The sequence below is a fragment of the Parapedobacter composti genome (genome assembly GCF_900112315.1).
GTDB classification, from domain to species: Bacteria; Bacteroidota; Bacteroidia; order Sphingobacteriales; family Sphingobacteriaceae; genus Parapedobacter; species Parapedobacter composti.
Map to the genome: position 1 here is coordinate 240731 of NZ_FOLL01000001.1, position 15206 is coordinate 255936.

Consider the following 15206-nt stretch of genomic DNA (forward strand, 5'->3'; position numbering starts at 1 on the left):
AATCATTGTCCTGGACTGGGGACTTCCAGCCGCCAAAGATAAAAGTTTTTTTTAAGAACTACCGTCAGGCATTTACATGTGCGGCAACTTCCCGGTAGTACTGCTCATACAGAGGCATGATGTTGGCCAATTGAAAATCCTTGGCCCGTGCCAGAGCAGCTTCTTTGAACTGTGCCAACCGCTCGCCGTCTTCGAGGATATGGATAGCGTTGGCGGCCATCGCATCGACGTCGCCGACGTCGCTGAGAAACCCCGTCACCCCGTTTACATTCAGTTCGGGCAGTCCGCCCGTATTGGAGGATATGACGGGTACCTTGCAGGCCATCGCTTCCAGTGCTGCCAGACCGAAACTTTCTGATCCGGAAGGGATGAGGAATAGGTCTGACACCGAAAGGATTTCTTCAATGGCATCCTGCTTGCCGAGAAAGCGGATGTCGTTGGCTACCCCCAACTCGCGCGACAGCTGCTCGGCAGCGGTCCGTTCAGGTCCGTCGCCCACCATAAGCAGTTTGCTGGGTACTTTTTCTTGTACTTTTTTAAAAATGCGGATAACGTCTGTGGTGCGTTTTACCTTGCGGAAGTTTGATGTGTGCACCAAGATGCGTTCGTCTCCCGGAGCAATTGCCTGTTTGAAATGTTGCCGGGGTTTAAGGCTGAAGCGGCTTAAATCGATAAAATTGGGAATGACACGGATTTCTTGTTTGACGTCGAAATAGTTCAACGTTTCTTCTTTCAGGTTGTTCGAGACGGCCGTTACCCCGTCTGATTGGTTAATGGAAAACGTAACCACGGGACTATAGCTGGCATCCTTGCCAACCAGCGTGATGTCTGTGCCGTGCAAGGTGGTTACTATCGGAATGCGGATATCATAGGTGGCCAGGATCTGCTTGGCCATAAATGCTGCGGATGCATGAGGAATGGCGTAATGTACGTGTAAGATATCCAACTTTTCGAAGCGGACGACATCCACCAACTTGCTGGCCAAAGCCAATTCGTAAGGGGGGAAGTCGAACAATGGATATTTGGAGATCGTAACCTCATGGTAATACAGGTTTTCCGAAAAAAAGTCCAGACGGGCCGGCTGGCTATAGGTAATAAAATGGATTTGGTGGCCATTCGCCGCAAGGGCCTTACCCAGTTCGGTCGCCACCACGCCACTTCCACCGAAGGTGGGATAACAAACGATGCCTATTTTCATGCGCTCCCTTCAATTTATGTTGCTTGCAAAGTACGGATAAATTTCTTTTCGGCTGATTCATCTGAACGTAAAAAAATTGGTAAGGTAGTCTTCCTTTTATTACCTTTGGCGGAGCCGCCAATAATGGTAGCTTTCTAACCGCCAACTATGGATAAAACTGCGCAAACGGAGGCTTGGGTTACAAACGATGCCGTGGTATTCGGATTGTTGATGGTCATCCTGGCCGTGGTTTTTTACACGTCGAACATCAAGCATCGTTTCTTCCGGAAATTTTATGCGGTATTACCCCCGTTGTTGCTTTGTTATTTCGTACCGGGGTTATTCAATTCATTCGGAGTTATATCGGGCGAAAATTCTGGGCTATACAAGATGAGTTCTAATTATTTGCTTCCCGCCTGCTTGGTGTTGTTTATCCTGAACGTCAACTTCAGGGAAGTATGGGGGCTGCGCAAGAAAGCGGGTTTGCTTTTCTTTACGGGTATGGCCGGTATTGTGTTGGGTGGCCCGCTGGCGGTATGGCTGTTTTCGCTGGTTGCACCGGATGTAGTGGGGGGTGAAGTATGGAAAGGGCTGGCTACATTGGCGGGATCATGGATTGGTGGAGGGGCTAACCAAGCGGCTCTTTACCGGATTTTCGAACCTTCGCCGCAGATATTTGCGGCGACTGTCGCTGTTGACGTATTTGTGGCATACGGCTGGATGGCCCTGTTGTTATACGGAGCGGGCAAGCAGGAGCGGCTCGATCGTTTCTTCAAAGCTGACACAACGGAGGTAAAAGCACTGATGCAACGGATGGAAGCCTACCACGGCGAAGGGACCAAGGCGGCTGAAGCCAAGGATTATTTCGTGATGCTGGGCATTGCCTTTGGTGTTACGGGAGTGGCCCATCTGCTCTCCGGCGCCATTGCGGATTATATCGGTACTCATGCGCCGCAACTGGATAAATTCAGCCTGACTTCCGGTTTTTTCTGGCTAATTGTATTGGCGACCTTCATGGGCATCGGATTGTCATTCACTAAGGCCAAGCGGTTGGAGGCATTGGGCGCTTCACGGTTGGCAACGGTGTTCCTGTATGTTTTGGTTGCAACCATCGGAATGCAGATGGATATTTTTGCTATTCTTGATAACCCTGCTTTATTTTTGGTCGGGTTCATCTGGCTGTTGTTCCATGCATTATTGCTTTTTGCGGTGGCAAAGCTCATTAAAGCACCGTTTTTCTACTTGGCCATCGGTAGCATGAGTAACATCGGGGGGGTGGCTTCAGCATCGGTTACCGCCGGGACGTTCCATCCGTCATTGGTACCGGTAGGGGTATTCCTGTCGGTGTTCAGTTATGCCATAGGTACTTACGCGGGTTATCTCTGTGGGATACTGATGCAATGGTTGGCACCCTAATCGCGCCATTCAATAGCCATATTTGTCTTTCCAGTTTTGCCGCAGTTTCTCGCGCATTTTCTCTTCGGCTGGATTCTTTCCCGGATCATACAGTTTGGTGCCAACCAAGGCGTCGGGCATGAACTCCTGCTCCACAAAGTTACCTTCATAAGCGTGTGCGTACCGATAATCCTGACCGTAATTCAGTTGCTTCATCAGCTTGGTGGGCGCGTTTCGGATGTGTAAGGGTACGGATAGATCACCGGTTTGGCGGACCAGTGCTTGCGCCTTGTTGATGGCATCGTAGGACGCATTGCTTTTGGCGGATGACGCAAGGTAAGTAACCGTTTGGGACAGGATAATGCGGGCTTCCGGCCAACCGATGACATTGACGGCCTGAAAGCAGCTGTTGGCCAGCAACAGGGCGTTAGGATTGGCATTGCCAATGTCTTCCGAGGCGAGAATGAGCAGCCGCCGAGCAATGAAGAGTGGATCTTCCCCGCCTTCGATCATCCGGGCGAGCCAGTACACCGCTGCGTTGGGATCGCTGCCCCGGATGGATTTTATGAATGCGGATATGATGTCGTAATGCTGGTCACCCGTTTTATCGTAGCGTGCCATGTTTTGCTGTACCTGGTGGAGGACGAAATCATTGGTGATGTCCAGCGGCTTCCCTCCGGCTGCATTTACCACCAGTTCCAGAACATTAAGCAGCTTCCGGGCGTCGCCGCCCGAAAGTCGCAGCAATGCGTCGTACTCCTTTACCGTGACCTGTTGAGCGCGGAGGTAGTCATCCTCGCTGAGTGCTTTGTCAACGAGGCCGATCAGTTCCTCTTCAGAAAGGGGCTCCAGTACGTATACTTGACAACGCGACAGCAACGCTGATATTACCTCAAAAGAGGGGTTTTCTGTGGTTGCCCCGATTAGCGTAACCAAACCCCGCTCAACGGCCCCGAGCAATGAGTCTTGCTGTGATTTGGAAAACCGGTGGATTTCATCGATAAAAAGGATGGGCTGCTCTTGCTGGAAGTTCCGCAGTTTTTCTGCTTTATCAATAACTTCCCGTACGTCTTTTACGCCTGAATTGATAGCACTGAGGCTGAAAAAAGGCCGGTTAAGCTGTTTGGAAATGATAAATGCCAGCGTGGTTTTGCCCACACCGGGCGGTCCCCACAGGATCATTGAGGGGATGCTTTCCTGTTGGATAGCATTGCGTAAAACCGCGCCTTTGCCGATGATATGCTGCTGGCCGACATAGCCGTCTATGGATGCGGGCCGCATCCGTTCTGCCAATGGAATACGTGTTGCCATGTTTTTTAGCAAAAATACATGGAATAACGGATAACCCGAAATCCATGGTTCATTTTGTATAATTATTCAGGCGCACCGCTTGATGCATGGTGGCGCTGCACCGGTATTCGTTGCGGTTCCTAAACATTTTTCGTACCTTAGTGGCAGATTGGATAATTGTATGAAGGTGAAACAAGGGCTGCATAGTTATGCAGTATGGCTTTGCTTCTTTTTTTGCGGTAGTTCGTTAGGTCTTGTAGCGCAACCGAATGCGGATTTCTCCGGCCAAATCACCAAATTTGATAGTACCTTTGCGGGAATAGGCCCTCCGGTGTATTTCTTGCCACCGCCGAAATCGGAGGAGGAGTTGCTGGACGACCGGTATGCCGCAAAGGAAGTGGATTCAGCCGTGGTGGAGGAATATGTAGACCGTATGAAGTACTACCATCGCCTTAAGATAACGGGCGACCGAGCTGTCATGGCGAAATACCTTCCGGTAACGGTGTCACAAGCATCGAGCGTGGAAGGCAGGCTGCTCACAGAAATAGGACAGATGGAACGGCGGGGTGGAACGGACGCACTTGCGGACCTGCAGAACCGCCTAGCTATGGAGTACGTGGCCGTGGGAGCATGTGACTTTGCCATGGAATTTTTCAATAAGGCTATGGCGACCAAGGCACAGGTAAATCGCGTGGCCGACCGTGATGCAATAGCGCATAATCTTGCTGTTATATATGAATATACGGGGGAGCTGGCCAAAGCCCGTAACCTGCGGCAGGAAATGTATGATCGGGCAATGAGGTCAGGCAATAATGCTCAGCAGGCTTATGCCCTGATGGAGCTGGCCTTAGTGAAGGCCAAGGAAGGGTTTTCATTAGAAGCAGAGCGCGACATTATCCGCAAGGTGGTTCCCCTGTTTCGCCGGGCACGGGATGAGGTAGGGCGTGCCACGGCATACCGGACGTTGGCGGATATTTATACGCTGCAGCGCAGGTATCCTGAGGCACAGTGGTTTTTGGTACAAGCCAAGTCTATCGTCGATAAGGAAGGATTAAGCGAACTTCTGCCCGAGATTATTTTTAATCTTGCGGAAACTAAAAAACATTCCGGTAATCCGCGCGTGGCTATTGAAGAATATAAAGTAGCCGATGATCTGGCGCGGAAAGATAACATGATAGGCATGCAATTGGCTATTCAGGATGCACTGGGGAATCTGTACCACCAGGCTGGCGATTACGAGGGGGCGGCTTTGGCCCTGAACCGATATGATACGCTGAAGAATATCCTGTTCAGGGGGACAGGTGCTGTAGCCAATTAATACCAAACAAACGGCATTTCATTTGTGTATAAAAAATAGCGGTTTTTTGATTAAATTTATCGGCTTAAACGGAAGGATTGTGGGCTGATCACAATCGAACTAAGAAGAGGAATAACAGTAGTATGGAGAATATGTTGAAGAAAGTGTTTTTTGGGTTGTTTGTGGTAGCCATCGCGGCCTGCGGTTCGACACCCCGGGTGAATCTGGACGCTGAAGCAGGGGCATTGCAACCAACACCGCATCATGCGGTAATTGCCAAGGATGTGGTTGGGTTGTTTGAATCGGTAAGCTATAAAAAGGTGCCGCTGAACGATTCCATTTCATCGATTATCTTTGATAACCTGATAGCATCGATAGACAAAGGGAAGAATTACCTGATGCAAGCCGACATTGACGGGTTTGAACAATACCGGAATACCTTGGCAGGGGATTTCCGCAACGGGGATCTCAGTGCAGCGTATCATATCTTTAATGTGTATATGAAGCGCTATCTGGATAGGTTGGATTATGCCTTGGATCAGGTTGATGCGCCGCATGATTTCACGATAGACGAGGTCTATGTGTACAACCGTGAAAAAGCAGGTTGGTTTGTGTCTGAAGCGGAGGCCAACGAACAGTGGCGCAAGCGTGTGAAATATGATCTGCTGAACCTAAAACTCAGTGGAGATGGCAGCGACTCTGCTGCGGTAAAGCAGCGGGAAACATTACGGAACCGCTATAAAAATTTGATTTCGATGGCCAAAAAAACCGACAGTAATGAGGCGTTTCAGGTTATCATGGCTGCATTGACTGACGCCATCGATCCGCATACGAGCTATTTTAACCCTTACTTTGCCCAACGGTTTAATGAGGAGATGGCCAATACATTTGAAGGTATCGGGGCGAGGCTCACCATGGAGAATGAGGTGGTGAAGGTAGCCGATATCATTGTGGGCGGACCCGTATACCGGGAAAAGGCGCTTAATATCGACGATCGCATCATTGGCGTGGCCCAAGGTGAAGACGGTGAGTTCGAAGATATTATTGGTTGGAAGCTTGACCACGCTGTTGCCAAGATAAAGGGGCCAAAGGGCACGGTGGTCAGGCTGAAAGTGATTCCGGTAGGACAGGAACTGACCGCTGAGCCGAAAATCGTGTCGCTGACGCGTGACAAAGTGGTCATTGAAGAAGAATCGGCTAAGCGTGAAGTCAAAGAGGTTATCGGTGATGACGGTAAGACCTACCGGGTGGGTATTATCAGCCTTCCGAAGTTTTATATCGATTTTGAGGCGTACCGCCGGAATGACCCCAATTACAAGAGTACGACAAGGGATGTACGCCTGCTGCTCGACAGTTTGAAGCAAGAGGAGGTGGACGCTGTGGTGATGGATCTCCGTTTCAATGGCGGGGGCTCATTGCAGGAATCAATTGAGCTTACCGGTTTGTTTATCGATAAAGGGCCGGTTGTGCAGGTGCGGGATACGCGCAACCGCGTTGAAGTGAATAGTGATGAAGACGGAGGCGTAGCTTGGGACGGCCCCCTTGGCGTTATTATCAACCGGTTCAGCGCTTCTGCGTCGGAGATTTTCGCAGGGGCTATACAGGATTACGGACGGGGTGTTGTTTTGGGATCCCAGTCTTACGGTAAAGGCACGGTGCAATCCGCTATTGACATGAGCCGTGTTATCAGCCCTACCGATCGCCTGTTGCTGAAGGCACAGTCGGCCAATAAAGATGGTGCTGTTCCTGTAGGTGCTCCTCAATTTGGCCAAATTAACATTACGTTAGCGAAGTTTTACAGGGTGACGGGTAGTAGTACCCAACACCGAGGGGTAGAGCCCGATATTGTATTCCCTTCAATGTATTCCGCAGAGAAGTATGGCGAAAGTTCCGAGCCGTCTGCTCTTCCCTGGGATCAGATAAGCGCCACGGATTATGCACCCGTTGCTGACCTGAAGCCATTGATCGCAGAGCTGGCAAAGAAGCATGAGGTGCGGATGGAAAAATCGCCGGCCTATAAATTCTTGCTGGAAGACATCGAGTTGGTGGCTAAACAAGAATCGGAAACGTCAGTTACACTCCATGAAGATAAGCTGAAGAAAGAACGGGAAGCCAATCGTTTGAAAAGCAAGACCCGTACCGACGCACTGGAGCAGATGCGTATTAATCTTCCCGGAGGTGGCGGTGCTGCTACAAACGTGGAAGAAGGGCTCGATTTTATTCAGGAAGAGAGCTTAGCCGTGATGGCCGATTATGTTGCGTTATTGAACAAGAAATAGAACAGCGGTGAAAAAAGCAGGGAAGCGCTGCCGATCAGCGCTTCCCAGTTAACCACTTCCGTGCATTTACAAAGGCTTCCATCCACGGCGAAACTTCGTCCCGCCGTCCTGCGGGATAATACGCCCATTGCCATTGGAAAACCGAACGTTCGATATGTGGCATCGTCACTACATGTCGCCCCGTTATATCGCTTAACACCGCCGTGTTGAAGCCTGATCCGTTTGGATTGGCGGGGTAATGTTCATAGCCATATTTGGCCACGATATGATAAGCGCTTTCTTCGTAAGGCAGGTAGAACTTCCCTTCGCCATGTGATATCCAGACGCCTATGGTGCTGCCTGCAAGTGAACCGAACATGACTGTATTATTTTCCTGTACCCGCATCGACGTGAAGCCGCTTTCATGCTTATGGCTGTCGTTGTGCAACATTTTGGGCTGTTGTTCGTGTTGGGGATACATTAAGCCCAGTTCGACGAACAGCTGGCAGCCGTTGCATATACCTATCGAGAGTGTGTCTTCCCGTTTAAAAAAATTGTCGATGGCTGTTTTTGCTTTTTCGTTGTATCTGAACGCGCCGGCCCAGCCTTTTGCCGATCCCAGAACGTCAGAGTTGGAAAAACCGCCGACGGCTCCAAGGAACTGGATATCTTCAAGGTTTTCCCGCCCGGAGACCAAATCGGTCATATGGATGTCTTTAACTTCAAACCCGGCCAGGTATAGTGCCTGTGCCAGTTCCCGTTCTGAGTTGCTTCCTTTTTCGCGCAGGATAGCCGCTTTTGGTCGCGGAGCCGCGGAATCGATGTTTGGCTTTTTACCGTCGAACTGTTTGGGAAAATCAAAAACCAAGGGCTGATTTTTGTAATTTTCAAAACGCTCTTTAGCTTTTTGGCGGCCGCTTTGGTGCTGATCCAGCAGATAGGATGTCCTGTACCAGGTGTCGCGCAATGCATCTACGTCGAACGCGAAAGAATCGCTGCCGTTTTTGATAGTGACCAGGGGTTTGTTGCTTACGCTACCGATTTTGGTGAATGCCACGTCTGCATCGGCCAATATTGTAGCGGCACTGTCGTCTGCTTGGAAAACCAAGGCGGCATTTTCAGCAAACAGCAACTTAACCGGATCTGCCTCGCCCAACGCGGTTAAATCCAGATCGGCCCCAAGGTTGCGGTCGGCAAAACACAATTCGAGCAGTGTGGTAATGAGTCCGCCGCTGCCAACATCATGGCCTGCCTGTATTTTCCCAGCTTTGATTAATGTCTGTAGGGTGTCGAATGCCTTACGGAACGCCGTGGCGTCCGTGACGTCCGGCGCTTCGCTGCCCAGCCCGTTAATGACCTGGGCTAATGATGAGCCGCCCAGCTTATAGCTGTCGTTCGAAAGATTGATGTAGTAGATAGCGCCGCCGTCTTTTTGCAGCAGCGGCTCCACTACGCCTGTGATATCATCGCACAGCGCGCCGGCCGAGATAATGACCGTGCCGGGAGCGATAACTTCGCCGTCCGGGTATTTCTGTTTCATGGAAAGGGAATCTTTACCCGTGGGAATGTTGATGCCCAGATCGATGGCAAAATCAGAACAGGCTTTAACAGCATTGTACAATCGGGCATCTTCACCCTCGTTTTTGCACGCCCACATCCAGTTGGCTGAAAGGGAGACGCTTTTCAGGTTGTCGGCAAGGGGCGCCCATACGATGTTAGACAACGCTTCGGCGATGGCGTGGCGGCTACCGGCCCGTTCGTCGATGAGTGCGATCCCTGGGGCATGGCCTATGGAAGTGGCCACCCCGTATTTTCCTTTATAATCGAGGGCCATCACGCCTACATTGTTCAACGGCAGCTGCAGGGGGCCCACGCACTGCTGTTTGGCTACGCGGCCGCCTACACACCGGTCTACCTTGTTGGTTAACCAGTCTTTGCAGGCCACAGCTTCCAGTTGCAGCACATCGTTGAGGTACTCATGCACCTTGTTGGTATCATAACTCAGCGGCGTATATTCATAGGCCACGGTTTTGTCTTCCATCACCGTCTTGGGTGAACTGCCGAACATGTCGGATAACGCCAAGTCCATGGGAGCCTGGCCCGTGGTTTCGGAAACAATGGTGAAGCGATAATCGCCCGTTACTTCACCTACCACAAACATGGGAGCACGTTCACGTTCTGCGATTTCGCGGAGGGTGTCGAGGTGTTCATCGGCAACAACCAATCCCATGCGTTCCTGGGACTCGTTCCCGATGATTTCCTTGGCCGATAATGTTGGATCACCCACAGGAAGTTTATCGAGATCGATTTTCCCGCCGGTGCTTTCCACCAGTTCGGAAAGGCAATTCAAGTGGCCTCCGGCGCCGTGGTCGTGAATAGATGTAATGAAGTTGTCGTCACTTTCCACTACGCTACGGATGGCGTTGGCCACGCGCTTCTGCATTTCGGGATTGGAACGCTGTACAGCATTGAGCTCAATGCCCGAGCCGAACTCACCCGTGTCCGCGGAAGAGACCGCTGCGCCGCCCATCCCGATGCGGTAATTGTCGCCCCCCATGACCACGATTTTGTCTCCGGGCTGCGGGGTAAGTTTCTTGGATTGGTCGCGCTTGCCGTAACCAACCCCCCCTGCCAGCATAATTACCTTGTCATAAGCCAGCTTCCGGCGTTGCTCTTCATGTTCAAAGGTAAGTACTGAGCCGGCAATAAGCGGTTGGCCAAATTTATTGCCAAAATCGGAAGCTCCGTTGGACGCTTTGATGAGAATGTCTTTCGGGGTCTGGTAAAGCCAATTGCGCTCGGGCATACCGTTTTCCCAAGTTCTTGTAGGTTCCAGACGGGAGTAGGCGGTCATGTAGACGGCTGTGCCCGCCAAGGGCAATGAGCCCTGTCCGCCGGCGAGGCGGTCCCGGATTTCGCCGCCGGATCCGGTCGCGGCACCGTTAAAAGGTTCTACGGTGGTTGGGAAATTGTGGGTTTCGGCCTTGAGGGAAATGACCGATTCAAATTCTTTTTCTTCGTAATAAGAAGGTTTGGCGGCCATCCGTGGGGCAAACTGGGTCAGTTTTGGCCCTTCCAGGAATGCCACGTTGTCTTTGTATGCTGATACAATGTGATTGGGATGCTCGCTGGACGTTTTTTTAATCAGTTTAAAAAGCGACTCAGGCTTTTCCTCGCCATCAATAACAAATGTGCCATTAAATATCTTGTGACGGCAATGTTCGGAATTAACCTGTGAAAAACCGAACACTTCTGAGTCGGTCAGTTTACGGCCAAGCCGCTGTGACAGCTCATTGAGGTATGCGACTTCCTCGTCGCTCAGGGCGAGTCCTTCTTTCGCGTTGTATGCAGCGATATCATCAACCTCCAATACCGGTTCCGGTGAGACATCAACGGTAAACAGGTCCTGGCCGAGTTTGCTGAAGCGTTGGAACAGCATTGGGTCAAAGGCATTGCCCGCAGCGGCTACCTCTTGGAACTCCTCGATGCGCGTAATGCCATCGACGCCCATGTTCTGCGTCATTTCAACCGCATTGGTGCTCCATGGCGTAATCATGGCGGCCCTAGGGCCGATAAATGCCTGTTGGATGGTCTGTTCTGCTATCAAAGCTGCCCCGCCAAATAGCCAACTCAATTTGTCAATATCGTTGTCTGGAAGATGTTTGGTGGCCTGTACAGCGAAAACCGATTGGTTTTTCCCGAAAAAATAAATCATGACTTCAATCAAAGTGCGAAGGTACGAATTTAACGGTAATTAGTAAAGCAAGAAATTGTCCGCCCGTTTATTTAAGCAATACCTGTGGCATGCACTTTTCCATATGTTGTGTTAATTTGTTATTATTACCTCCAAAATAAGAAACTATGGCAACAATCACTTTCAAAGGAACAGAAGTACATACAGCGGGAGATCTTCCTGCCGTGGGGAGCCCGGCTCCCGATTTCAAGCTGACAGCTGGCAACCTTGCCGACAAAACACTGGCTGATTATGCCGGGAAAAGAATCATTCTCAATATTTTTCCGAGCATAGATACCGGCACATGTGCAGCATCGGTAAGGGCTTTCAACGAAAAAGCTGCAGGCTTGAATGACACCGTAGTTCTTTGCGTCTCACGGGATTTGCCGTTTGCGCAGGGGCGGTTTTGTGCGGCAGAGGGCATCAGCAACGTGGAAACCCTATCGGAATATAAAGACAGCAATTTCTCGGATGCCTATCGGTTGCGGATTGTCGATGGCCCATTGGCAGGCCTGCTCAGCCGTGCAGTGGTCGTGATCGGTGAAGACGGCACTGTTAAATATACTGAACAGGTTACAGAGATAGCCAATGAGCCTGACTATGATCAAGCATTGGCTGCTCTGTAGGCTGCTGCCCCCGTACAGTTATTATGCGCTGGCGTCGACAGGATTTTTCCGTCAACGCCAGCGTTTGAATTGGTTGATCAAGCCGTTTGTGGATGCGTCGTGCGACTGAACTTCGTCATCGTGTCTTAGTTCTGGCAATATTTTTCCGGCAAGTTGTTTACCCAGTTCTACACCCCATTGATCGAAGCTGAAGATGTTCCAGATAATGCCCTGCACAAATATCTTATGCTCGTATAACGCAATCAGCGATCCTAACGTATAAGGGGTTACTTTCTTAAGTAGAAACGAATTACTGGGGCGATTACCTTCAAACACCTTAAATGGCGCCAGGTGTTTGATTTTTTCTGCCGGCACGTTTGCCGCTTCCAATTCTGCTGTCACTTCATCCTCGTCCTTTCCGTTCATCAGGGCTTCCGTTTGTGCAAAAAAGTTGGATAACAACAGGGTGTGGTGCTCGCCGACTGCATTATGGGTTTGTGCGGGCGCAATGAAATCGCATGGTATCAACTTGGTGCCCTGGTGAATAAGCTGGTAGAAGGCATGCTGACCATTGGTTCCGGGTTCACCCCAGATGATGGGACCGGTTTGGTAATCTACGGGCATCCCGTTGCGGTCGACATACTTGCCGTTACTTTCCATGTCGCCTTGCTGGAAATATGCGGCAAACCGGTGCAGGTACTGGTCATACGGAAGAATGGCGTGGGTTTCGGCTTCGAAGAAATTGTTGTACCAGATACCCATCAGTGCCATGATGACGGGTATGTTTTCTTCGAATGGGGTGTTCCGGAAATGGTCATCCGCGGCGTGTGCACCCTTGAGCAGTTGTTCAAAATGGTCAAAACCGATACTTAATACAATGGATAGGCCAATAGCACTCCACAGGGAGTAACGGCCACCCACCCAATCCCAAAACTCAAACATATTCTGGGTGTCGATACCGAATTCGGCTACAGCTTTGCCGTTGGTGGAGAGGGCCACGAAGTGCTTGGCAATATCGGCGGGTGAAGCGCCGCTATCCAGCAGCCATTGCCGGGCCGTATGCGCGTTAGCCATGGTTTCCTGCGTGGTAAACGTTTTTGACGCCACCAGGAACAATGTGGTTTCAGGATTCACCCGTTTTAGCGTTTCGGTGATATGAGTGCCGTCTACATTGGATACAAAGTGTACATTGAGGTGGTTCTTGTAGGGCCTGAGGGCCTCGGTAACCATCACCGGGCCAAGGTCTGACCCTCCGATACCGATATTCACCACGTCGCTGATGGCTTTTCCGGTGTAACCTTTCCATTCACCGCCGATGACCTTTCGGGAAAATGCCTGCATCTTGGCCAAGACGGCTTTGACTTCAGTCATTACATCTTTCCCTCCCACAGTGATGGGCTCGCCGCCTTGATTGCGCAGGGCAGTATGCAGTACAGCGCGGCCTTCGGTTTCATTGATGGCCTCACCCGTAAACATTGCCTTGATAGCATCATTCAACTGACACTCCCGTGCTAGCTGTACCAATAAGGCTTTGGTGGTATCATTGATGCGGTTTTTGCTGTAATCAAACAGGATATCGCCGAACGTAATTGAAAATTTCGAGAACCGATCGGGGTCGTCCCGGAACATCTCTTTAAGATGACGGGGAGCGACGTCGATATAGTGATTGCTGAGGTATTTGTACGCTTGCGTTTCAGTGAAATTGATACGGGGTAGCATGTCTCTATTTTGTTTGTGCGAATTTAAGGTTTTCGGCGTTTAAGCGAAAATAAAACGACGAAAACCGTACCTTTGTCCGCATGACCAAAGAACAAATACAGGACTTGAGGGATAGAACAGCTTCCCTGAGGAGGCATCTTTGACATCGATGCGAGGAAAGAAGAGATAACCAAAGAACAGGAAATTACGCTGCAGCCGGGTTTTTGGGATCATCCTAAGGAGGCTGAAAAGACGCTGCAATCCATCAAGAGCAAGAAGATATGGACCGACCACTTCGATGAAGTGGCCGCTGCCGTGGATGATGCCCTGGTTATGTTTGATTTTTTCCAAGCTGGTGATGCTACAGAATCGGATTTGAAGGAGCAGTACGACACGGCCCTGGCCAAGGTGGAAGAACTGGAGTTCAAAAACATGCTGAGCGCCGAGGAAGACCAACTGGATGCAGTGCTGCAAATCACTGCCGGTGCAGGAGGTACGGAAAGCTGCGACTGGGCAAGCATGTTGATGCGGATGTATATCATGTGGGGGGAGAGTAACGGTTATAAGGTGACCGAGCAGGATTACCAGGAAGGTGATGTGGCAGGCATTAAAACCGTAACCCTGCAGTTCTCTGGCGATTTTGCTTACGGCTATCTAAAGGGAGAGAATGGTGTGCACCGATTGGTGCGTATTTCGCCTTTTGATTCAAATGCTAAGCGGCATACCTCATTTGCTTCTGTGTATGTTTATCCGTTGGTCGACGATAATATTGAGATTGCGGTTAAAGAGTCGGATATTGAGTGGGATACTTTCCGTTCGGGAGGGGCAGGCGGACAGAACGTCAACAAGGTGGAAACTGCCGTACGTTTGCACCACAAACCGACAGGCATCATCATTAAGAACCAGGAATCGCGTTCGCAACTGCAAAACAAGGAGAATGCGCTGCGCCTTTTGAAATCGCAGCTTTATGAAATCGAAATGCGTAAGCGGCAGGAAGCCGCGGCGGCTATCGAAGGAAGCAAGAAGAAAATAGAGTGGGGTTCGCAGATTCGGAATTATGTGCTACACCCCTATAAACTAGTCAAAGACTTGCGTACCAACGTGGAGACTTCAAACACCCAAGCCGTGCTCGATGGGGAAATAGACGAATTTTTAAAAGCTTACCTGATGGAGTTCGGCGGCGGAAATTAATCAATCCTAAAATTCGTTTTTCCACATCATGCTTTCAACCGGGCGGGTGGTTTTGTTATTGTATTTGGCGTTCGATTTGCTGTTATAAAACGTTTCGATATCCCCTTCAACGGCAAAGTAGATAAGCTGGCCTATGGGCATGCCCACATAAACGCGGACGGGCTGTGCAACGGATATCTCCAGCGTCCATGTGTTACAGAAGCCCACGTCGCCTTTGCCGGCCGTAGCGTGAATATCGATGCCGAGGCGCCCGGTACTTGACTTCCCTTCGAGGAATGGTACATGGTTGTGAGTTTCGGTATATTCCAAGGTAACGCCGAGGTACAGCGTATTGGGCTCCAGTACATAACCTGTTTTCGGGATCTCGAAATGTACAATCTCATTATGTTTCTTGGCATCCAATACCCGGTCTTTGTAGGTAGCCAGGTACTTGCCCAGATGCACATCATATGAGTTGGTACCTAAGCATTCACGGCGGAACGGTTCGATTATAATGGATCCTCGCTCAATTTCTTCCAATATGCGTTTGTCGGATAAGATCATCTTTCTTCTTTAAAAACCG

General features: G+C 50.3%; 10 protein-coding genes. 5 read left to right on the forward strand and 5 right to left on the reverse strand.

Annotated features, from left to right (window positions below; genetic code table 11):
• Positions 1-64: 64 nt before the first annotated feature.
• A complete protein-coding gene (bshA, locus tag BM030_RS00890) occupies positions 65-1198 on the reverse strand; it encodes an N-acetyl-alpha-D-glucosaminyl L-malate synthase BshA (protein WP_090970143.1) in 1134 nt (377 codons plus the stop codon).
• Positions 1199-1345: 147 nt separating this feature from the next.
• Here bshA and BM030_RS00895 point away from each other — a divergent pair, with 147 nt between their 5' ends.
• Positions 1346-2593, forward strand: coding sequence for a DUF819 family protein (locus BM030_RS00895; RefSeq protein ID WP_090970145.1), 1248 nt, complete (start codon positions 1346-1348; stop codon positions 2591-2593).
• Between the two features lie 9 nt (positions 2594-2602).
• Here BM030_RS00895 and BM030_RS00900 read toward each other — a convergent pair whose 3' ends face one another.
• Complete coding sequence (locus BM030_RS00900; protein ID WP_090970147.1) at positions 2603-3883, reverse strand: replication-associated recombination protein A; 1281 nt, start codon at positions 3881-3883, stop codon at positions 2603-2605.
• Positions 3884-4043: 160 nt separating this feature from the next.
• On the opposite strand from BM030_RS00900, the gene BM030_RS00905 reads away from it, so the two are divergent.
• Positions 4044-5180 carry a tetratricopeptide repeat protein gene (locus BM030_RS00905; protein WP_139215774.1) on the forward strand — a complete coding sequence of 379 codons (1137 nt, stop codon included), beginning with the start codon at positions 4044-4046 and terminating at the stop codon, positions 5178-5180.
• Positions 5181-5302: 122 nt separating this feature from the next.
• A complete protein-coding gene (locus BM030_RS00910; protein WP_317615084.1) occupies positions 5303-7438 on the forward strand; it encodes a carboxy terminal-processing peptidase in 2136 nt (711 codons plus the stop codon).
• A 34-nt stretch (positions 7439-7472) separates the two neighbouring features.
• Here the strand turns inward: BM030_RS00910 and purL are convergent, their stop codons facing one another.
• Positions 7473-11132, reverse strand: coding sequence for a phosphoribosylformylglycinamidine synthase (purL, locus tag BM030_RS00915; RefSeq protein ID WP_090970922.1), 3660 nt, complete (start codon positions 11130-11132; stop codon positions 7473-7475).
• A 146-nt stretch (positions 11133-11278) separates the two neighbouring features.
• On the opposite strand from purL, the gene tpx reads away from it, so the two are divergent.
• Positions 11279-11776 carry a thiol peroxidase gene (gene tpx / locus BM030_RS00920; RefSeq protein WP_090970151.1) on the forward strand — a complete coding sequence of 166 codons (498 nt, stop codon included), beginning with the start codon at positions 11279-11281 and terminating at the stop codon, positions 11774-11776.
• A 51-nt stretch (positions 11777-11827) separates the two neighbouring features.
• On the opposite strand, the gene pgi is transcribed toward tpx, so the two are convergent.
• Complete coding sequence (gene pgi / locus BM030_RS00925) at positions 11828-13474, reverse strand: glucose-6-phosphate isomerase (protein WP_090970153.1); 1647 nt, start codon at positions 13472-13474, stop codon at positions 11828-11830.
• 80 nt (positions 13475-13554) lie between these two features.
• Here pgi and prfB point away from each other — a divergent pair.
• Positions 13555-14644 (forward strand): peptide chain release factor 2 gene (prfB, locus tag BM030_RS00930; protein ID WP_139215775.1). Its coding sequence is split into 2 segments (ribosomal slippage): positions 13555-13614 and positions 13616-14644, totalling 1089 coding nucleotides; the frame shifts between segments, so codons are not numbered across the junction.
• Between the two features lie 6 nt (positions 14645-14650).
• Here prfB and dcd read toward each other — a convergent pair.
• A complete protein-coding gene (gene dcd, locus BM030_RS00935; RefSeq protein ID WP_090970155.1) occupies positions 14651-15187 on the reverse strand; it encodes a dCTP deaminase in 537 nt (178 codons plus the stop codon).
• Between the last annotated feature and the right edge of the window lie 19 nt (positions 15188-15206).

What these genes read in the sequence shown, in the direction of transcription:
- dcd (WP_090970155.1), bottom strand. Translation starts at nt 15,187, where the DNA reads ATGATCTTATCCGACAAACGCATATTGGAAGAAATTGAGCGAGGATCC.
- BM030_RS00910 (WP_317615084.1), top strand. Translation starts at nt 5,303, where the DNA reads ATGGAGAATATGTTGAAGAAAGTGTTTTTTGGGTTGTTTGTGGTAGCC.
- purL (WP_090970922.1), bottom strand. Translation starts at nt 11,132, where the DNA reads ATGATTTATTTTTTCGGGAAAAACCAATCGGTTTTCGCTGTACAGGCC.
- BM030_RS00900 (WP_090970147.1), bottom strand. Translation starts at nt 3,883, where the DNA reads ATGGCAACACGTATTCCATTGGCAGAACGGATGCGGCCCGCATCCATA.
- tpx (WP_090970151.1), top strand. Translation starts at nt 11,279, where the DNA reads ATGGCAACAATCACTTTCAAAGGAACAGAAGTACATACAGCGGGAGAT.
- bshA (WP_090970143.1), bottom strand. Translation starts at nt 1,198, where the DNA reads ATGAAAATAGGCATCGTTTGTTATCCCACCTTCGGTGGAAGTGGCGTG.
- pgi (WP_090970153.1), bottom strand. Translation starts at nt 13,474, where the DNA reads ATGCTACCCCGTATCAATTTCACTGAAACGCAAGCGTACAAATACCTC.
- BM030_RS00895 (WP_090970145.1), top strand. Translation starts at nt 1,346, where the DNA reads ATGGATAAAACTGCGCAAACGGAGGCTTGGGTTACAAACGATGCCGTG.
- BM030_RS00905 (WP_139215774.1), top strand. Translation starts at nt 4,044, where the DNA reads ATGAAGGTGAAACAAGGGCTGCATAGTTATGCAGTATGGCTTTGCTTC.